Source organism: Pseudofulvimonas gallinarii (assembly GCF_004343305.1).
In the GTDB taxonomy this organism is placed as follows: Bacteria; Pseudomonadota; Gammaproteobacteria; order Xanthomonadales; family UBA2363; genus Pseudofulvimonas; species Pseudofulvimonas gallinarii.
On sequence record NZ_SMAF01000015.1, the window covers coordinates 37328 to 57265 of the forward strand.

A 19938-nucleotide genomic window follows, 5' to 3' on the forward strand; every position below is an offset into this window, starting at 1 on the left:
CAGCAGTTCAGCCGTTGGAGGAAGGCGCGGAGATGTCCGCGCCTTCTTCGTTTCCGGGCTCGCGGGAATCGGACTGGTCCAGCAGGGACGCCGGCAGCTGCTTGCCGGGCGCCACGCCCAGCTGGCGAAGTTCCTCGGCGCGGCGCACCAGGTTGCCGCGGCCGCGGGCCAGCTTGCCCAGTGCCTGCTGCTGCGCACGCATCGCACGGTCGAGGTGGTCGCCCAGCTTGGACAGGTCATCGACGAAGCCGACGAACTTGTCGTACATCGCGCCGGCCTTGTCGGCGATCAGCTGGGCATTGCGGTTCTGGTCCTCGGTGCGCCAGATCTGCGCGACCAGCCGCAACGAAGCGAGCAGGTTGCTGGGGCCGACGAGGATGATGCGGCGCCGGTGGGCGTCGTCGTACAGCGCCGGATCACGACGCAGCGCTTCCAGGAAGGCGCCTTCCACGGGCACGAACATGAAGACCAGGTCCGGCGCCGACAGGCCGTCCAGGCGGCTGTAATCCTTCTGGCCCAGCTGCGTGATGTGGCGGCGCAGGGCAGCGACGTGCTGGCCCAGGTGACGATCGCGTTCGGCGTCGTCCTCGCAGGCGCAGGCGCGCTGGTAGTCGGTCAGCGCGACCTTGGCATCGACGACGATGTCGCGCCCGCCCGGCAGCTTCAGCACCGCATCGGGGCGGTACAGGTCGCCCTCACCATCGCGGAAACTCTCCTGCGTGATGTACTGGTGGCCCTTCTCCAGGCCGGCCATCTCCAGCAGCCGCTCGAGCTTGAGCTCGCCCCAGTAGCCCTGGCTGCGGCTGTCCGCGCTCAGTGCACGCGTCAGGTTGCGCGCCTCGGCATTGAGGCTGAGGTTGAGCTCACGCAGCTGCTGCACCTCGCTCTGCAGGGCGACGCGCGCCAGGCTTTCCTTTTCGTAGGCGTCACTGACGATCTTCCGGAAATCGCCGATCTGCTCGCGCAGCGGATTGAGCAGGCTGCCCAGTTGCTCGTTGTTGCGTTCGCTGAAGCGGCGCGCCTTGTCCTCCAGGATCTCGCTGGCCAGGGCCTGGAACTCCGACTTCATGCGTTCGCGCGCCGATTCGAGGTCGCGCAGGCGCGCCGTGGCAGCCTGCTGCTGTTCCTCGTTGCGAGCCCGCAGCTCAGCCACCGCCTGCATGGCCTGGGCATGCTGACCGCGCAGTTCCGCCAGTTCCGATTCCAGCGTGGTGACCCGTTCGGACCGCACCTGGAAGGCCGAACGTTCGCTGCCCAGCCGCTCCACCTGCCGGCGCAGGTCGTCCGCCAGTGAGCGGCTGCGCTCGACGGCGGACTCGGCCTGCTGCAGTTCGTGGCGCAGCGCCTCGCGGTCGCCGGCCAGCGTGGCCACTTCGACATCGCGGCTCTGCCGGCCGCGCTCGAAACCGGCACGGCTGCCGAGCCGCAGCGCCAGCACCACGCCGACGACGGTCGCGGTCAGCGCAAGGAGCAGGGCGAAGAGCAGGCTGGGGGTATCGGATGGGATCATGGTCGGGAAATCTTCAAAAGGTTGCCGCATTGTAGGGACCGCGGCGTCTCCGGCCGTGCGACGGGCACAGCAGGCGGGCCGGCGATGGACTTTGCCCTATCATCCAGCGCTCACCCCGTGGAACCACGATCATGACCATCAAGGTTGGCGACACCCTTCCCGCAGCGCAGTTCAAGCTTGTCCACGACGGCATCCAGGATGCCGGTACCGATGACGTGTTCAAGGACCGGACGGTGGTCCTGTTCGCCGTTCCCGGCGCGTTTACACCGACCTGTTCCGCAAAGCATCTGCCGGGCTATGTCGGGCACTATGAGGCGTTCAAGGCCCGCGGCGTCGATGTCGCCTGCCTCGCGGTCAACGACGCCTTCGTCATGGAAGCCTGGGGCCGGCAGCAGAACGTGCCCGCGGGCCTGATGCTGATCGCCGACGGCAACGCCGACTTCACGCGCGCGCTGGGCCTGGAACTGGACGCGACGGGTTACGGCATGGGCCTGCGCGCAAAGCGTTTCGCCCTGCTGGCGCGCAATGGCGAAGTGGTGTCACTGCACGTCGAAGCGCCCGGGGAGTTCAAGGTTTCAAGCGCCGAGGCCATGCTGGCCGCGCTCGGGGACTGATCCCGGCCGACTGCACAGTTGGCGCCGCTCAACGCGGCGGCGCGGCGCCCTGGAGGTCAACGGGCAGCAGGCCAGATCCGGCCAGGATCCAGGCCACCAGCACTGCCAACAGCAGCAGCACCAGCGCCAGCCATGCGCGCTGGCGACGCTTCACCAACGCCACCGCTCAAGCCCAGGGATCGACAGCCGCCACGGCCCGCCACGGCCTTCCGGCCGGGGCGGATTGCCGGCGACGTCGTCAGGCGTCGTCGCCGTCATTGGCGGCCGCCGGAGTCGCGGCACCGCCCTCGCCTTCACCGTCCACGCCTTCGCTGTCCTCGCCGGCGCCGGCTTCGACACCATCGGCGGCATCGACGGACAGGTCCTCGTCGTCGCCCTCTTCGCTGTCGAAGGCATCGACGCGGACCACGCCGATCAGCGATTCCTCTTCAGGCAGGCGGATCAGCGTGACCCCCTGGGTATTACGGCCGACCTGGGACACTTCGGCGACGCGGGTACGCACCAGCGTGCCCTGGTCGGAGATCAGCATGATTTCGTCACTGACCGCCACCTGCGCCGCGCTCACCAGCGCGCCATTGCGATCGCTGGTCTGGATCGCGATCACGCCCTGCGTGCCGCGGCCCTTGCGCGGGAACTCCGGCAGCGGCGTGCGCTTGCCGTAACCGCGGGCAGTGGCGGTGAGGATGTCGCCTTCCGGCGTCGGCACGATCATCGACACCACGCGCTCGTTGTCCGGCAGCCGGATGCCGCGCACGCCGCGCGAGGTACGGCCCATCGGGCGGACCTCGTCCTCGGCGAAACGCACCGACTTGCCATGCGAACCGAACAGCAGGATGTCGTCACTGCCATTGGTGAGGGCGACGTCGACCAGGCTGTCGCCGTCGTCCAGGTAGATCGCCCAGATGCCCGTGCTGCGAGGACGCGAGAACGCCGACAGCGGCGTCTTCTTGACCACCCCGGCCGCGGTGGCGAAGAACACATAGCGGTCTTCCGGATAGTCACGCACCGGCAGCACCGCGTTGATCTTCTCGCCCTCGTCCAGGTTCGGCAGGAAGTTGATGATCGGCCGGCCGCGCGACTGCGCGCTGGCCTGCGGGATGCGAAACACCTCCAGCCAGAACACGCGGCCCTTGCTGGTGAAGGTCAGCAGCGTGTCGTGGGTATTGGCCACCCACAGCTGTTCGACGAAGTCCTCTTCCTTGATCGCCGTGGCAGAACGCCCGCGGCCGCCCCGACGCTGCGCGCGGTAGGCGGCGACCGGCTGGCTCTTCACGTAGCCGCCATGCGACAGCGTGACGACCATGTTTTCTTCGGCGATCAGGTCCAGCGTCTGCAGGTCTTCCTGCGAGATGCGGATCTCGGTGCGGCGCTCGTCGCCGAATTCGGCGACGACGTTTTCCAGTTCGGTGCGGATCACCGCCATCAGGCGTTCGGGATTGGTCAGGATCTCGACCAGCCGCTCGATGGTGCGCAGGATTTCGCGGTATTCGTCGGTCAGCTTCTCCTGCTCCAGGCCGGTCAGGCGGTGCAGGCGCATGTCGAGGATTTCCTTCGCCTGCGTCTCCGACAGCTGGTAGCCGTCGTCGTGCAGGCCAACACCCTCGGCAAGGTCTTCTGGACGCGAGATGTCGGCGCCCTTCTCGGAAAGCAGCGCGCGCACCAGCCCCGGCTCCCAGCGCCGCGCCAGCAGTCGGTCACGGGCTTCGGCCGGCGTCGGCGAGGTCTTGATGACCTCGATCATTTCGTCGATGTTCGCCAGTGCGACGGTCAGGCCTTCCAGCACATGGGCGCGGGCGCGTGCCTTGCGCAGCTCGAAGATCGTGCGGCGGGTGACGACTTCTCGGCGGTGCCGGATGAAGGCTTCCAGCATCTCCTTCAGCGTCAGCAGCTTGGGCTGTCCGTCGACCAGCGCCACCATGTTGATGCCGAACACCGATTCCATCGGCGTCTGCTGGTACAGGTTGTTCAGCAACACCTCGGCGGACTCGCCACGCTTGACCTCGATGACCACGCGCATGCCGTCCTTGTCGGACTCGTCGCGCAGGCCATCCGGGGCGATACCCTCGATCTTCTTGTCGCGGTGCAGTTCGGCGATGCGCTCGATGAGCTTCGCCTTGTTCACCTGGTAGGGCAGCTCGTGGATGATGATCGCGTCGCGACCGCTGCGCTCGTCGGTTTCGATGGTGGTGCGGGCGCGGATGAGGATACGGCCGCGGCCGGTGTGGTACGCCGTACGGATGCCGGCGGCGCCGTTGATGATGCCGTGGGTCGGGAAGTCCGGACCGGGAACGTGTTCCATCAGCTCGTCGATGCTGATGTCGGGATTGTCGATCAGCGCCAGCGTCGCCTTCACCACCTCGTTGAGGTTGTGCGGCGGGATGTTGGTCGCCATGCCGACGGCGATGCCGGCCGAACCATTGATCAGCAGGTTGGGCACGCGGGTCGGCAGGACCAGCGGTTCGGATTCGGACTCGTCGTAGTTCGGGCCGAAGTCCACCGTTTCCTTGTCGATGTCGGCCAGCAGCTCGTGCGCCAGCTTCGACATGCGGATTTCGGTGTAGCGCATGGCCGCCGGCGCGTCCCCGTCGATCGAGCCGAAGTTGCCCTGGCCATCGACCAGCACGTAACGCAGGCTCCACGGCTGCGCCATGCGCACGATGGTGTCGTAGATCGCCGAGTCGCCGTGCGGATGGTACTTACCCATCACGTCACCGACGATGCGGGCGGACTTCTTGAACGGCTTGTTGTAGTCGTTGTTCTGCTCGTACATCGCATACAACGACCGGCGGTGCACCGGCTTCAGGCCATCACGCACATCCGGGAGGGCGCGACCGACGATCACGCTCATGGCGTAATCGAGATAGCTCTGCCGCATCTCGTCTTCGATGTTGACGCGGATGACTTCCTTGGCGTGATCTGCCATCAGGGTTCCTCAACGGTGTCACGGGCAACAGCGCGTCCCGTCCGCCAGCCATGGCGGATCTGGAAATGCGCTGTGATCAAGCCGTGGATTCTAGCACATTCGGGCGACCGCCCGAACGTAAGCCATTGTTTCACGCTGTCTTTAAGGCTGCCGTGCCGGCGCCTTGAAGACCAGGAACCAGGAACTGAGGAAGTTCAGCACCATGCCGGCCAGCGAACCGGCCGCGACCCCCAGTACCGGCCATGTCCGCACCACCTCGCTGTGGCCGACCAGGACGGCATAGACCGCGTAATTCAGCACGCCGCCGGCGATCATCGCCACCACGTAGCGACCCCATTCACTGCCGCGCCGCAGGCTGCGGCGGTCGGCGAACGTCCAGTAGCGGTTGATCAGCCAGGTGGCGGTGGCTGCGCACAGGAACGACGGCACGCGCGCCGCGTACGGACCCAGCCCGACCGCCATCAGCGCATACAGCACGCCGCTGTCGACCAGGAAGCCGACGACGCCGCCGACGCCGAAGCGCAGCAGACGGGTCACGGTGACAACAACTGCGCCAATGCGCCCGGCGCAGGCTGTTCGACGACGCCGCGCTCGGTGACGATGGCGTCGATCAGCCCTGCCGGAGTGACGTCGAAGACCGGATTCCAGGCACGCACGCCGGGCGCCGCCGTCGGCTGCCCGCCCAGCCGGGTGATCTCGGCCTCATCGCGCAGCTCGATCTCGATGTCACGGCCGTTCGCCATGGCGAGGTCGACCGTGCTGGACGGCGCCACCACCATGACCTTCACGCCGTAATGGCGGGCGGCGATGGCGAGCTGGCAGGTGCCGATCTTGTTGGCGGTGTCGCCGTTGGCGGCGATGCGGTCGGCGCCGACCACCAGCCACTGGACGCGACCGGTGGACATCAGGTGCGCGCCGGCGCTGTCGGCGATCAGCGTTGCCGGAATGCCGTCCTGCTGCAGTTCCCAGGCGGTCAGGCGCGCGCCCTGCAGCCACGGACGCGTTTCCGTCGCGAACACCGCCGACAGGCGCTGCTGCGCCCAGGCGGCGCGGATCACGCCCAGAGCCGTGCCGAAACCGGCCGTCGCCAGCGAACCGGTATTGCAATGGGTCAGCACACCGCTGCCGCCTGTGATCTGCGCGGCACCGAGTTCGCCCATGTGCCGGTTGGCTGCAAGGTCTTCGCGCTCGATCGACTGCGCGCGCAGCAGCAACGCAGCCGGGTCGACGTGCCCTTCGGACTGCGCGGACGCCAGCAGTCCCTGCACCGCCCACGCGAGGTTGACCGCGGTCGGACGGGCCTGCACCAGCGTCTGCGCCGCGGTCACCAGGTCGGCCGGATCGGAGGACGCCTGCGCGGCGAGCACCATGCCGTATGCGCCGGCGATGCCGATGGCCGGCGCGCCGCGGACCGCCAGCGCATGGATGGCATCGGCCACCTCGGTGACGCTGCGGCAATCCAGCCACGCCACCGTCGCCGGCAGCAGCCGCTGGTCCAGCAGGCGCAGGTGGTCACCGCGCCATTCGATGGGGCGCAGGCTGTCGTACTGGTCGTAGTTGGTCATCGCGGAGACAGGGGTCCGGTTCGCGCCGTGGCCGGCGGGGGCGCATAGCATGCACGCCCTGCTGCCGGTTCGGCAAAACCGCCGCTGAGTGACGGGACCTGTGGCGAAGTCGCTTCGCTGCCGCGCCGGTCGATCCCGGCAGCCACGATCCCTGCCACCGATGCGGAGACCTGCGCCGGGGCCGCCAGCCGGTGAGGCCTGGCGCTCTCAACGGCCGCGGCCCGGGGATCCCGTGCCGGTGTGCTTTGCGTGGTGCGTGCCGAGGTGGCTGGACGGTTGAAATCGCCGGTCGTTGCCCAGGGCGACCGTCCAGCGGACGGCACCGGTCAACCGGATGCGGGTCCAGCCGATGAAGTCGCTTCGGCCACTGCGGGCGGCACGACGCCACCCGGGCGGAAGCGCGCGAAACCGAAGCTGTCGTCACCACGCACCGACATGACCAGGCGGATGTAGCCGTGCGGCACCATCACCTGCATCTCGACCTCGTTGCCGGCCCCGTCGCGGCCTTCGAAAGTCATTTCGAAGTACGGGCCATTGCTGTTCACCTGTCGGCAGAGCACATGCGGACCCAGCTGTTCGCCATCGCGCAGGTGTCCGCCGAGGGCGCCACCGATCGCTTCGACGGCCTGGGGAAAGAACAGGACGGCGACGGAAGGTTGTTCGTTCGACACGCCAGGTTCCTCGCTCAATCCTCAATGGGCCGGATATCCGGCAGGCTGTCGACATCGCCGACCAGGTCGACACCGTCCGGCGGAACGAAGCGGAACAGACCCGCATCCAGGTCGGGATTGCGCTGCCAGCCGCTGAAGCGGATCTCGCTGCGTCCACCAAGGCTGTCTTCCAGGCGCATGCGTTCCAGGCCGTTGTCACCCAGGCCGAGCAGCGCCTCACGGAATCCGTCGTCGCCTTCCTTGGGCGTCAGACTGAGCCAGTCCAGCCCGTCGCTGCGACCACCCTCGCCGACTTCATAGCGCGCATCGAGGCTGGCCGGATCGGTCAGCACGACGAGCGGGCTCTGCGCCTCCTCGTCCGCCTGGCGACGCACGGTGACCTGCTCGAGATCGACGTCATACAGCCAGACGTGGCTGCCGTCGGCCACGACGACCTGCTCGTAGGGCGTGCGGTACTGCCAGCGGAACTGCCGCGGCGCACGCATCGCCAGGTCGCCTTCGGACTGCTCGCGCAGGCTGCCATCGACGTTGTAGACCTGCTGTTCGAAACGGCCCTGCAAGGACACCAGGCCATCGGCGAACCGGTCGAGCTTCGCACGCGCCTGCGCGAAGGCGCTGCCGCCCGTGGCCGCCAGGCCGATCGCCATCATTACCGTACAGAGTCGTCGCATCGTTTCTCCGGCCCGCAGTTCCGCTGGCGAGACTCTAGCAGCGTCACCGCGGCCGTCGCGTGGCCGGGCCCGCGGCGGGACGCCGCGCATTCAGGCTGCCGCCCGCCCCCTCATCACCGGCCGGGCATCTAGTCCTTCGGACGCGCCGGCACCAGCACTTCGCGGTTGCCGTTGTGCGAGGGCGGCGAAACCAGCCCCGCCGCCTCCATCTGTTCGATCAGGCGCGCGGCGCGGTTGTAGCCGATCTTGAGGCGACGCTGCACGCCGGAGATCGACGCACGCCGCGACTCCAGCACGATCTGCACGGCCTGGTCGTACAGCTTGTCGGATTCCGGATCGTCGCCATCGGCATCCTCGGGCAGGCCGGTGGCGCCGACGAGCTGGCCGTTGTCCATCATCTGCACTTCCTCGAGCACGCCCTCGACGTAGCTGGGCTCGCCGAAGCGCTGGCGCAGGAACTCGACGACGCGATGCACCTCGTGATCGTCCACCCAGGCGCCGTGCACGCGTTCCGGCGACGCCGTGCCTGGCGGCAGGTAGAGCATGTCGCCACGACCGAGCAGGGTCTCGGCGCCGCTCTGGTCGAGGATGGTGCGCGAGTCGATCTTGCTCGATACCTGGAAGGCGATGCGCGTCGGCACGTTCGCCTTGATCAGGCCGGTGATGACATCGACGCTGGGACGCTGTGTCGCCAGGATCAGGTGGATGCCGGCGGCGCGCGCCTTCTGCGCCAGGCGGGCGATCAGTTCCTCCACCTTCTTGCCGACGATCATCATCATGTCGGCGAACTCGTCGATCATCACGACGATGAAAGGCAGGTTGTCCAGCGCCGGCGGCGCCGCGCCGTCCTCGGGTCGGAAAAGCGGATCGAGCACCGGCTGGCCGCTGGCCTTGCCGTCGCGGACCTTCTTGTTGTAGCCGGCCAGGTTGCGGACGCCGAGCGCGGCCATCAGCTTGTAGCGCCGCTCCATTTCCGCGACGCACCAGCGCAGCGCGTTCGCCGCTTCCTTCATGTCGGTGACCACCGGCGCCAGCAGGTGCGGGATGCCCTGGTAGATGCTCAGTTCCAGCATCTTCGGGTCGATCATGATCATGCGCACGTCGCTGGCGGTGGCCTTGTAAAGCAGGCTCAGCACCATGGCGTTCAGGCCGACCGACTTGCCCGAGCCGGTGGTACCCGCAACGAGCAGGTGCGGCATCTTGGCCAGGTCGACGACCACAGGAATGCCGCCGATGTCCTTGCCCAGCGCCATCGACAGCGGCGAGCCGGCGCGCGAATAGGCATCCGAATCAAGGATCTCGCGGAAATACACCGTCTCGCGCTGCGCGTTCGGAATCTCCAGGCCGATGGTGGTCTTGCCGGGAATGACCTCGACCACGCGCACGCTGACCACGGACAGGCCGCGGGCGATGTCCTTGTCGAGATTGGACACCTGGCTGGCTCGCACGCCCGGTGCCAGTTCCAGTTCGAAACGGGTGATCACCGGGCCGGGATAGACGCCGACGACGCGCGCCTCGATGCGGAAGTCCTTGAGCTTCAGTTCGACCTGGCGCGACAGCGCCTCCAGCGCTTCCGGCGAATAACCCGCCGGCTGCGCACGCGGCTCGTCGAGCAGCGACAGCGGCGGCAGGTCGCCTTCGCCGCCACTGCCGGGAAACAGCGGCATCTGCACTTCGCGCTTGCGTTCGACCTTGGCCGGCTTTTCCACCGGCCGCTCGGCGATCACGATGGGCTCGCGCTCGGCGCGCGACTTTCGATCGGCCTTGCGCACCTGTTCGCGCTCGCTGCGCGCGACCTTGGCGGCGCTGCGGTCCTCGCGCCGGCGCAGGTGCGTCATCGTCCAGGCGAACAGCCGCAGCGCGGCATCGCCGAGGGCGTCCATCACCTTCGGCCAGGAGATGCCGAAGGCCAGTGTCACCGCGGCCAGGAACATCGTCAGCAGCAGCAGGCTGGCACCGGTGTGCGCCAGCACGCTGGCGAGGCCGCCACCGAGCAGCTGCCCGAGCAGGCCGCCCGGTGAAGCCGGCAGGTTGACGCTGGCCGCCAGATGCAGGTGCGCAAGTCCGCTGCCCGTGAGCAGGAACATCAGCATGCCAAGCAGGCGCAGGCTGGGATCGAAGCGCGACTCGTCGGCGCGCGGACGCACCATGTTCCAGCCCAGCCACAGCACCAGCGGCGGCAGCGTCCAGGCGACGTAGCCGAAGAAATACAACGCCAGGTCCGCCAGCCAGGCGCCGGCGACGCCGCCAAGGTTGCGGACATCACCGCCGGTGCCGGCGTGCGACCAGCCCGGATCGTCCGGGTGGTGGCTGATCAGGCACAGCAGCAGGTACAGCGCCACCAGCATCAACAGCAGCAGCGCCACGTCCTTGAGGTGGCGCTGCATGGTGTCGGAGAACAGCGGCTTGTCGTCGCCGGCGGCGCGTGCTTTCGATGGTGGCATGTCAGTCGACCTCTGCGGCGATCATGCCACGATCACGTCGCGGCAACGGCGACGCGCCGCATTCGCTGCCTTGTCTCTCAGAGCATGCCCTGCAGCGCAGGGTGCACCAGCTTGCCGGCCTCGACGTTGATGCCGCGCGCCAGCGACGTGCCCTCGCGCCAGACGTCGCCCGCCGCCAGATTCTGCACGTAGGGCAGGATCGCGGCGCAGATGGCTTCCGACGAGGTCTTCGGCACCGCGCCCGGCATGTTGGTCACGGCGAAATGGGTCACGCCGTGCTCGACATAGGTCGGGTTCGCCCAGGTCGTCGGGCGCGTCGTCTCGAAGCAGCCGCCCTGGTCGACGGAGATGTCCACCATCACGGTCCCCGGCTCCATCGACCGCACCATCTCCGCGGTCACCACGCGCGGCGCGCGGGCGCTCGGGATCAGCACGGCGCCGATGATCAGGTCGGCATCCGTAACTTCGCGGGCAACATACTCCTCGTACGGGTACAGCGCCGTCACGTTCGGGCCCATCGCCATCATTTCCGCGAGACGGTCCTGGCGCTTGTCGAAGACGATGACATTGGCGCCACCGGCGGCGGCGAGCGCTGCGGAGTTGCCGCCGGCCGCCCCGGCGCCCAGCACCACGACCTTGCCACGCTCGGTGGACGGCAGGCCGCCGAGCAGCTTGCCCTTGCCGCCCGCCGGCTGGTGCAGCAGGTGCGTGCCGACCTGGGTGGCGATGCGCCCGGCGATGATCGACATCGGCGCCAGCAGCGGCAGCGTGCCGTCGTCGAACTCGACGCTTTCGAAGGCGACGCCGGTCAGGCCGATCTCGAGCAGCTTGCGGGTCAGCTCGGGCTCGGCCGCCAGGTGCAGGTAGCAGAACAGCAGGTGGTCCTTGCGCAGGTGCTGCAGGTCACCGGCGATCGGCTCCTTGACCTTGACGATCAGCTCGCCCTTCTCGTACAGCGCCGCCGCGTCCGGGGCGATCTTCACGCCGACGCGCGTGTAGGCGTCGTCGCTGAAGCCGCTCTTGATGCCGGCGTCCTTTTCCAGCCAGACCTCATGGCCACGGCGGACCAGGTCGCCGCAGGCTGCGGGAACGAGCGCGACGCGACCTTCGAGGGTCTTGGTTTCGCGGGGAATACCGATACGCATGGAAAGGACTCCGGTCTTGATTGGCTGGCGAACGGGCCCCATGCTGATGGCGTATCTGCACCTTCGCGGTGCGTTCCCGCCGAACCATTGGCCCGGATTACAACGGGCGGAGAGTATATATGACCGTCAAGCATTCCCGGCTGCTCATCCTGGGCTCCGGACCGGCCGGCTACAGCGCCGCCGTCTACGCCGCGCGCGCCAACCTGAAGCCGTTGCTGATCACCGGCCTGCAGCAGGGTGGACAACTGATGACCACCACCGAGGTGGACAACTGGCCGGGCGACGTCGAGGGACTGGTTGGTCCGGACCTGATGGACCGGATGCTGCGTCATGCACAGCGCTTCGACACCGAGATCGTCTTGGACCACATCATCGAAGCGGACCTGTCGCAGCGCCCGTTCCGCCTCAAGGGCGACAGCGGCGAATACACCTGCGATGCCCTGATCATCGCCACCGGGGCGACGGCCAAGTACCTTGGCCTGCCTTCGGAACAGGCGTTCATGGGCCGCGGCGTGTCCGCCTGCGCGACCTGTGACGGATTCTTCTACCGCAACCAGGACGTCGCGGTGATCGGCGGTGGCAACACCGCCGTCGAGGAAGCCCTCTACCTGGCCAACATCTGCCGCAAGGTGACGCTGGTCCACCGCCGCGACAAGCTGCGCGCCGAGAAGATCCTCCAGGACAAGCTCTTCGCCCGCGAACGCGAGGGCAAGGTCGAGATCATCTGGGACCACGCCGTCGAAGAGGTGCTGGGCGACGACTCCGGCGTGACCGGCGTGCGCATCGCCCCGGTCAAGGGTGGCGCCAGCCGCGACCTGGTCGTCCAGGGCTTCTTCGTCGCCATCGGCCACAGCCCCAACACCGGCCTGTTCGACGGCCAGCTGGACATGCGCGCCGGCGGCTACCTGGTGGTGAAGACCGGCCTGGATGGACTGGCGACCCAGACCAGCGTGCCCGGCGTCTTCGCGGCCGGCGACGTGGCCGATTCCGTATACCGCCAGGCGATCACCTCGGCAGGCTCCGGCTGCATGGCCGCGCTTGATGCCGAGCGCTTCCTCGATCAGGGCTGAATACGCGACGAACCGAATGCGGCTGCGACGGTCAATGTACGTTGATCGTCGTAGCCTGTAGGCATGTCGCTGAAATTACGGATCCATCCGCAACTCGATGACATCGAACCGGCCCGCTGGGATGCCCTGCGGCCCGACGATGACCCGTTCCTCAGCCACGCCTTCCTGGCCGGCCTGGAACGGCACGGCTGCGTGCGCAGCGAGGTCGGCTGGCAGCCCTGGCACCTGGCCTGGTACCGCGGGGACGAACTGGTTGCCGCAGCCCCGGCCTACCTGAAAAGCAATTCGCACGGCGAATTCGTCTTTGACTGGTCGTGGGCACAGGCGCATGAGATCGCCGGGCGCCGCTACTACCCGAAACTCCTCTGCGCCGTGCCCTATACGCCGATCACCGGCGCGCGCCTGCTGACCGGCACGCGTCCGGAACCGAAGCTGGCGCGGGCACTGTCCAGCGCGCTGATCGCCGAGGCCTCGCGCCTGGGCCTGTCCGGCGCGCACGTCAACTTCAGCGATGACGCCAGCAGCGCCGAGCTGGATCGTGATCCGCGCTGGTTGCACCGCTGCGACATCCAGTTCCACTGGCACAACCGGGGTTATGGCCACTTCGACGAGTTCCTGGCCGAGCTGAGCCACAAGAAGCGCAAGAACATCCGCCAGGAACGCGAGCACCTGTACCGCGCCGGCTGGCGCTTCCAGCGCCTGCGCGGCGACGGACTGGAGGCGCGCGACTGGGAGTTCGTGCATGCGCTGTACGTCAGCACATTTGCCGAGAAGGGCAACTACCCTGCCCTCAGCGAGCGCTTCTTCCGGCACCTGGGCGAAGCGCTGCCGGCGCAGACCATGGTGGTACTGGCACGTGCGCCGGATGGCCCGCCGGTCGCGATGGCGCTGTTCCTGCACAGCCGCACGCGCCTGTACGGGCGCTACTGGGGCAGCCTTTACGACGAGCCAGGCCTGCATTTCGAGTGCTGCTATTACCAGGGCATCGAATACGCCATCGAGCGCGGGCTGTCCGTGTTCGAGCCCGGTGCGCAGGGCGAACACAAACTCGCTCGTGGCTTCCTGCCGATGCTGACCCGGTCCTACCATCACCTGTGCGACGCGCCGATGCAGGCGCGCATCGGCGAGGCGCTCCGCCACGAACGCGCCGCCGTTTCCGAGTGGCGCGACGGACTTCTGGAGCGGTCTCCCTTTGCCCATGCACCTGACTGAGCTTGATGACGACCCGGCCTCGCCGTTCCCACCCGTGGAGCGCGCGCTGCGCGAGCCCGACGGCCTGCTGGCCTGGGGCGGCGACCTGTCGGTGCCGCGACTGCTCAACGCCTACCGGCACGGCTGCTTCCCCTGGTTCAGCGAAGGCCAGCCCCTGCTGTGGTGGGCGCCGGACCCACGCATGGTGCTGCCCAGCGATGGTTTCCACGTCTCGCGCAGCCTGCGCCGCTTCCTGCGCCGCAGCGACTGGACCCTGCGCGCCGACTGCCGCTTCGACGCGGTGATCTCGCACTGTGCTGACACGCCAAGGCGGGGCCAGGATGGCACCTGGATCCTGCCATCGATGGCCACCGCCTACCGGCGCATGCACGCACGGGGACATGCGCACAGCGTCGAGGTGTACGACCGGGACGATTGCCTCGTCGGCGGCATCTACGGGATCGCCATCGGCCGGATGTTCTTCGGCGAGTCGATGTTCAGCCTTTCCGACAACGGTTCGAAGGTGGCGCTGCTCGGCCTGTGCCGGTTCCTTCATCGCAACGCCATGCCGATGCTTGACTGCCAGATGCACACGGCGCACCTGGAAAGCCTGGGCGCCCGCACGCTGCCGCGCGAACGGTTCATCCGGGAGAGCCGGGCGCTCTGCGCACTGCCGGGTCCGCCCGGCAGCTGGCAGGATGGCTTCGGGCACGTCACGGCCGCCGGCTTGTCCGACAGCGAACCGCGTTAGACTTCCTTTTTTCCAAGCGAAAACCACCATGTCACTGCATCCGGCGGTCCGGACCGCCCTGCTTTCCCTCGGCCTTCCCCTTCTGATCACAGCCTGCCAATCCGTGAACGACAACGCCCCCGCTGCCGCCGATCTTCCGCCCGTCGCCGAGCGCATCGACCATGTCGTCGAGGCGCCGGCCGGCTCGCGCACCGATCCCTATTACTGGCTGCGCGACGATTCGCGCAGCAACGAAAAGGTGCTCGACTACCTGCGCGCGGAGAACGCCTGGTTCCACCGTCACATGGAACGGCTGGCGCCACGGACGGAAAAGCTGTACGGCGAAATTGTCGGCCGCATCAAGCAGGACGACAGTTCCGTGCCGGTCCGCCATCGCGGCTACTGGTACTACGTGCGTTTCGCCGAAGGGCAGGAATATCCGGTCTACGCGCGTCGACGCGGCGACATGACGGCGCCTGAGGAAATCCTGCTGGACGGCAACACGCTGGCGGAAGGCCATGGCTTCTTCCAGATCGGCGACTACGAGGTTTCCGACAACGGCCGCTGGCTGGTCTGGGCGGAAGACACCATCGGCCGCCGCCAGTACGTGCTGCGCTTCAAGGACCTGGAAACAGGCACGATGCTGGACGACCGCATCGAAGGCGTCTCTGCCGACCTGGTCTGGGCTGCCGACGACAGCACCCTGTTCTACATCGAGAACGATCCGGACACCCTGCTCGGCAAGCGCGTCAAGCGCCACCGGCTGGGCACGCCGACCAGCCAGGACGTGCTCGTCTATGAAGAGCCGGACGAATCGTATTACCTGGCCATCGGCAGGACCGGTGACGAGCGCTTCCTCGTCATCCACAGCTCCAGCACGGTGTCGGACGAGCTGCGCTACGTCGCCGCCGACCAGCCGCAGCAGCCGTTCACGGTGCTCGCTGCGCGCGAGCGCGACTTCGAATACGACGCCGACCACATCGACAACCGCTGGATCATCCGCACCAACTGGCAGGCGCCGAACTTCCGCCTGATGGAAGCGGCGGACAGCGACATCGCCGATCGCGGCAAGTGGCGTGAACTGGTCGGCCACCGCGACGACGTCTACATCGAGGAGTTCGAACTGTTCCGCAACCACCTGGCGATCGGCGAGCGCAGCGAAGGGCTCAAGCGCGTGCGCATCAGGCGCTGGGATGGAGCGCGCGAGGACTACATCGGCGCCGACGAGGCGGCCTATGTCGCCGAGATCGACGTCAACTCCGAACAGGATTCGGAGTGGCTGCGTTACAGCTACAGCTCGCTGACCACGCCGGAATCGATCTACGAGGTGCACATGGACAGCGGCGAACGCCGCCTGCTCAAGCGCGCACCCGTGCTCGGCGGCTTCGACAGCGACAACTACGTGACCGAGCGAACCTGGGCCACGGCCGCCGATGGCGAGAAGATTCCGGTCAGCCTGCTGTACCGCAAGGGCTTCCAGCGTGACGGCAGTGCCGCGCTGTACCAGTACGCCTACGGTTCGTACGGCATGTCGATGGACCCCTATTTCAGCACCGCGCGGCTGTCGCTGGTGGACCGCGGGATGGTGTTCGCCATCGCCCACATACGCGGCGGCGAGGAAATGGGTCGGCGCTGGTACGAAGCCGGCAAGCTGCTCGACAAGCGCAATACCTTCACCGACTTCATTGCCGTCACCGACCACCTGGTCGCGGAAGGCTACGTCGCCAGGGACCGCGTCGCCGCGATGGGCGGCAGCGCCGGCGGCCTTCTGATCGGCGCGGTCGCCAACCTGGCGCCTGAGAAATACCGGGTGCTGGTGGCGCATGTGCCGTTCGTCGATGTGGTCACGACCATGCTCGACGAATCCATTCCACTGACGACCAACGAATACGACGAATGGGGCAACCCGGCCGAGAAGGCGTATTACGACTACATGCTGTCGTATTCACCGTATGACAACGTGCGCGCGACCGCCTATCCGGCGATGCTGGTGACCACCGGGCTGTGGGATTCGCAGGTGCAGTACTGGGAGCCGGCGAAGTGGGTGGCGAAGCTGCGCGCGACCGCCACCGGCGCCGCGCCGCTGCTGTACAAGACCAACATGGAAGCCGGCCACGGTGGCAAGTCGGGTCGTTTCCAGCGTTACCGCGAAACCGCCGAGGAATATGCCTTCGTGCTTGACCAGCTCGGGGTTGCGGAGCGCTGATCCCGGGGAAACAGGCGATGCGCCCGGCGCTTCAGCCGGGCGCGTCCAGTACGTCAGCGCGAGGGACTGGCGACCTGCCAGCTGCCAGCGCCCGTCGCCGTTTCGGCCGCTGGAACGACCGCCACCCGGATGCGCAGGCGGTCGCCGGGATCATGGTCGAGGCGGGATACGAACACTTCACCGCGGTAGCGGTATTCGACGTCGAAGCCCTCCTGGCGGGTGACCGTCACCACATCGTCAACCAGCGGGCAGCCTTCGGGTTCGGCCGTGTGTTCCTCGGGCAATGCCTGGCGTGGTGCCGGCGCAGCTGCCGCGAACCCCGTCTGCAGCAGTGTCCCGACGGCGCCCATGCGACCGCCGGGGACGGTGGTGACAGGCGGCTCCCGCTCCGCTGCCGCATTCGCAGACGAAGCATTCAGGGCCGTACAGTCTTCCCGCAGTTCCGTCACCTGTATCTCACTGAACACCGGCACCACGCGCAGCACCTGCGCATAGGTGTACGTGACGTGCTCGACATAGGCGTCCTCGACCGCCCCTGCCGAAGCGGGCCGGGGCGTCTGGGCAACGGCGGTTGCTGAGTAGAGGAGAATCAGGCAGGAGGCGGCAGTACCGCAGGCAACTCGGGAACTCGAATGCATGTCTTGGATCGCCTCGCCGTCCTGGCGTCAGGAGCTGTGAGCAACGGGCATTCAAGCCCAACGAATATGAACGGCAGCTGATAATTCGTCCCTGCAGCGGATCGTTTGCTAAAGTTGCCCCTTGCTGCTGCGCACCAATGCACGTGCCGCCCTGACCGGGCTGGCCCGTGCCAGCCACCGCCGTCGCGCAGTTTGACCATCCAACCGGGGCCTCCATGCAGCTTCATCTTTTCAACAGCCTCAGCCGCCAGCTCGAACCGTTCCAGCCGCTCGACCCGCAGCGGGTGACGCTCTACATCTGCGGACCGACGGTCTACAACTACGTCCATATCGGCAACGCGCGGCCGCCTGTGGTTTTCGGGCTCCTGGTGCGGCTGCTGCGGCGCCTGTATCCGAACGTCGTCTATGCCCGCAACATCACCGACGTCGACGACAAGATCAACGCCGCATCGGCGGAGCGCGGCGTGCCGATCTCCGAGATCACCGACCGCTACGCGCAGGCCTACCACGAGGACATGGACCGTCTCGGCGCCGATCGTCCCGACGTGGTGCCACATGCCACCGACCACATCGGCCAGATCATCGCCATGTGCGAGCGGCTGATCGCCAGCGGCCATGCCTATGCCGCCGACGGCCACGTGCTGTTCGATGTCACCACCTATCCGGCGTACGGCCAGCTCTCGCGCCGCTCCACCGATGAAATGCTCGCCGGCGCCCGCGTCGAGGTCGCACCCTACAAGCGCACGCCCGGCGACTTCGTGCTCTGGAAGCCGTCGACGCCGGACCTGCCGGGCTGGGACAGCCCCTGGGGACGGGGACGGCCAGGCTGGCACATCGAATGTTCGGCGATGGCGGCAACCCACCTGGGCGAGACCATCGACATCCACGCCGGTGGCATCGACCTGCAGTTCCCGCACCACGAGAACGAGATCGCCCAGAGCACCTGCGCGCATGGCGGCAAGGTCTTCGCCCGCTACTGGCTGCACAACGGCATGCTCAACATGGGTGGCCGCAAGATGTCGAAGTCGCTGGGCAACGTCACGCTGGTTCACGACCTGCTGGACGCCTATCCCCCCGAAGCGCTGCGCTACGTGCTGATGTCGGCGCATTACCGGCAGCCGCTGGACTGGTCGGAAGGAGCCGTCGAGCAGGCCATCCGCACGCTTGACCGCCTCTACGGCACGCTGCGCGACCTCGCGGACGTGGACGCCGGCGAAGCGGGCGACCCGCCTGCTTCGATCCTGCAGGCGCTGTGCGACGACCTCAACACGCCTGAAGCGCTGGCGCACCTGGCCGGCATCGCCGCGGAGGCGCGCCGCGCCGGCGACGAGGCCACGCGTCGTGCCCGCAAGCGCGAACTGCTCGACGCCGGCGCCCTGCTCGGCCTGCTGCAGCAGACGCCGGACGAGTGGTTCAAACGCGGAGCGACCTCCGGGGACGAAGGCGAAGGCGAGCTCGCGGCAAGGATCGACGCCCTGGTCGCCGAACGCGAGGCGGCACGCAAGTCGCGGGACTTCGCCCGCGCCGACGAACTGCGCAGCACGCTGACGGACCTGGGCGTGCTGGTCGAGGACGGCGCCGACGGCGCACGCTGGCGCTGGAACCGCTGATGTCCAGCGCCATCGACGCGGCACAGGCCGCCATCGCCGAGGAATTCGCGCTGTTCGGTGACTGGAGCGAGCGTTACCAGTACCTGATCGATCTGGGGCGCAAGCTGCCGCCTTTCCCCGATGCCTGGCGCAACGAGGACAATCGCCTTCACGGTTGCCAGTCGATGGTGTGGATCGTCGCCGAAGGCGATGCGCAACGGCTGGACTTCCACGCTGCCAGCGATTCAGCGATCGTCTCCGGACTGATCGCACTCGTGCTGCGTGTCTACGGGGGCGGCCACGACGCCGCCGAGATCGAAGCGACCGAACCGGATTTCATCCGCGCCATCGGACTGGGCAGCCACTTGTCGCCCACGCGAAGCAATGGCCTGGCGGCCCTGCTTGCACGCATCCGCGACATCGCGCGGCGTGCCCAGGCCGGCGAACGCTTCGATCCCGGCTGAACGGTGCGCGTGGTCCGGCGCTTGCCGGCGCCGGGCCTGTGCTAGCGTTCGGCCCCTGCAACAACCGGACACTGCCATGCGCATTCGTATCGCCACCCTGCTCACGCTCGCCTTGATCAACGGCACCGCCGCCTTCGCCGATGAAGGCGACATCGGCTATCCGTCGGTGGAAGCGGCACGCGCCGCGCTGGCCGCGCGCAGCGATGTCGCCATGTCGCGCGCCGACGGCTGGCTGACCATCGAGGACCGCGCCGGAAAAACCCTGTGGACCTTCGCGCCGGAGACCGATCCCGCGCATCCGGCGGCAGTGAAGCGCAGCGTCGTCGAGGAAGGCGACCGCATCGTGCTGCGCATGGATATCCGCTGCGAAGGGGACGCCGCCGCCTGCGACGCCCTGGAAGCGCACTTCCTCAGCCTCAACGAATCGGTGGTGGGCAAGGCGCGTGAAGACGCCGAGGGCGGCGAAGAGAACAACGGCGACTGATTCCGGCCGGCGCCCGGCGGCCC

18 protein-coding genes are annotated in these 19938 nt (G+C 67.6%); 8 read left to right on the forward strand and 10 right to left on the reverse strand.

The window, feature by feature from the left end; all coding sequences use genetic code 11:
- Positions 1-7 precede the first annotated feature (7 nt).
- Complete coding sequence (locus EDC25_RS10295) at positions 8-1510, reverse strand: DNA recombination protein RmuC (protein WP_164484057.1); 1503 nt, start codon at positions 1508-1510, stop codon at positions 8-10.
- 131 nt (positions 1511-1641) lie between these two features.
- Here EDC25_RS10295 and EDC25_RS10300 point away from each other — a divergent pair, with 131 nt between their 5' ends.
- Positions 1642-2124: a peroxiredoxin gene (locus tag EDC25_RS10300; protein ID WP_123522221.1), complete on the forward strand. Its 483-nt coding sequence runs from the start codon at positions 1642-1644 to the stop codon at positions 2122-2124.
- Positions 2125-2152: 28 nt separating this feature from the next.
- Here EDC25_RS10300 and EDC25_RS15105 read toward each other — a convergent pair whose 3' ends face one another.
- The 8 genes from EDC25_RS15105 to ald all read right to left on the reverse strand — a co-directional run bounded on the left by EDC25_RS15105 (position 2153) and on the right by ald (position 11543).
- Positions 2153-2278 (reverse strand): hypothetical protein, encoded by a 126-nt coding sequence (locus tag EDC25_RS15105; RefSeq protein ID WP_276312291.1) that lies wholly within the window; start codon positions 2276-2278, stop codon positions 2153-2155.
- Positions 2279-2362: 84 nt separating this feature from the next.
- A complete protein-coding gene (gene gyrA, locus EDC25_RS10305) occupies positions 2363-5047 on the reverse strand; it encodes a DNA gyrase subunit A (RefSeq protein WP_123522222.1) in 2685 nt (894 codons plus the stop codon).
- Positions 5048-5188: 141 nt separating this feature from the next.
- On the reverse strand, positions 5189-5584 hold the full coding sequence (locus tag EDC25_RS10310) for a GtrA family protein (RefSeq protein WP_205984975.1): 396 nt from the start codon (positions 5582-5584) through the stop codon (positions 5189-5191).
- Positions 5581-6612: an S-methyl-5-thioribose-1-phosphate isomerase gene (gene mtnA / locus EDC25_RS10315; protein WP_377599761.1), complete on the reverse strand. Its 1032-nt coding sequence runs from the start codon at positions 6610-6612 to the stop codon at positions 5581-5583. The genes EDC25_RS10310 and mtnA overlap by 4 nt, the downstream gene beginning before the upstream one ends.
- A 326-nt stretch (positions 6613-6938) precedes the next feature.
- Entirely contained in the window at positions 6939-7283 is a 345-nt protein-coding gene (locus EDC25_RS10320; RefSeq protein WP_132577482.1) for a hypothetical protein, read from the reverse strand.
- 14 nt (positions 7284-7297) lie between these two features.
- A complete protein-coding gene (gene lolA, locus EDC25_RS10325) occupies positions 7298-7954 on the reverse strand; it encodes an outer membrane lipoprotein periplasmic chaperone LolA (RefSeq protein ID WP_123522225.1) in 657 nt (218 codons plus the stop codon).
- A 128-nt stretch (positions 7955-8082) separates the two neighbouring features.
- Positions 8083-10398: a DNA translocase FtsK gene (locus tag EDC25_RS10330; protein ID WP_240639662.1), complete on the reverse strand. Its 2316-nt coding sequence runs from the start codon at positions 10396-10398 to the stop codon at positions 8083-8085.
- A 77-nt stretch (positions 10399-10475) separates the two neighbouring features.
- Positions 10476-11543, reverse strand: a complete 1068-nt coding sequence (gene ald, locus EDC25_RS10335; protein ID WP_123522226.1) for an alanine dehydrogenase — start codon at positions 11541-11543, stop codon at positions 10476-10478.
- Positions 11544-11662: 119 nt separating this feature from the next.
- Here ald and trxB point away from each other — a divergent pair, with 119 nt between their 5' ends.
- From trxB to EDC25_RS10355, 4 genes are all read left to right on the forward strand, one after another.
- Complete coding sequence (gene trxB, locus EDC25_RS10340; RefSeq protein ID WP_123522227.1) at positions 11663-12613, forward strand: thioredoxin-disulfide reductase; 951 nt, start codon at positions 11663-11665, stop codon at positions 12611-12613.
- 63 nt (positions 12614-12676) lie between these two features.
- Positions 12677-13825, forward strand: a complete 1149-nt coding sequence (locus EDC25_RS10345) for a GNAT family N-acetyltransferase (protein WP_123522228.1) — start codon at positions 12677-12679, stop codon at positions 13823-13825.
- Positions 13812-14555: a leucyl/phenylalanyl-tRNA--protein transferase gene (aat, locus tag EDC25_RS10350; RefSeq protein ID WP_123522261.1), complete on the forward strand. Its 744-nt coding sequence runs from the start codon at positions 13812-13814 to the stop codon at positions 14553-14555. The genes EDC25_RS10345 and aat overlap by 14 nt, the downstream gene beginning before the upstream one ends.
- 28 nt (positions 14556-14583) lie before the next feature.
- Positions 14584-16740, forward strand: a complete 2157-nt coding sequence (locus EDC25_RS10355; protein ID WP_123522229.1) for a S9 family peptidase — start codon at positions 14584-14586, stop codon at positions 16738-16740.
- 53 nt (positions 16741-16793) lie between these two features.
- Here EDC25_RS10355 and EDC25_RS10360 read toward each other — a convergent pair whose 3' ends face one another.
- On the reverse strand, positions 16794-17378 hold the full coding sequence (locus tag EDC25_RS10360) for a hypothetical protein (protein ID WP_132577483.1): 585 nt from the start codon (positions 17376-17378) through the stop codon (positions 16794-16796).
- A 215-nt stretch (positions 17379-17593) separates the two neighbouring features.
- On the opposite strand from EDC25_RS10360, the gene cysS reads away from it, so the two are divergent.
- The 3 genes from cysS to EDC25_RS10375 all read left to right on the forward strand — a co-directional run bounded on the left by cysS (position 17594) and on the right by EDC25_RS10375 (position 19915).
- Positions 17594-18988 carry a cysteine--tRNA ligase gene (gene cysS, locus EDC25_RS10365; RefSeq protein ID WP_123522231.1) on the forward strand — a complete coding sequence of 465 codons (1395 nt, stop codon included), beginning with the start codon at positions 17594-17596 and terminating at the stop codon, positions 18986-18988.
- Positions 18988-19431 carry a SufE family protein gene (locus EDC25_RS10370; RefSeq protein WP_123522232.1) on the forward strand — a complete coding sequence of 148 codons (444 nt, stop codon included), beginning with the start codon at positions 18988-18990 and terminating at the stop codon, positions 19429-19431. Before cysS ends, EDC25_RS10370 begins: the two co-directional genes overlap by 1 nt.
- Positions 19432-19507: 76 nt before the next feature.
- Positions 19508-19915 carry a hypothetical protein gene (locus tag EDC25_RS10375; RefSeq protein WP_123522233.1) on the forward strand — a complete coding sequence of 136 codons (408 nt, stop codon included), beginning with the start codon at positions 19508-19510 and terminating at the stop codon, positions 19913-19915.
- The last annotated feature ends 23 nt before the right edge of the window (positions 19916-19938 follow it).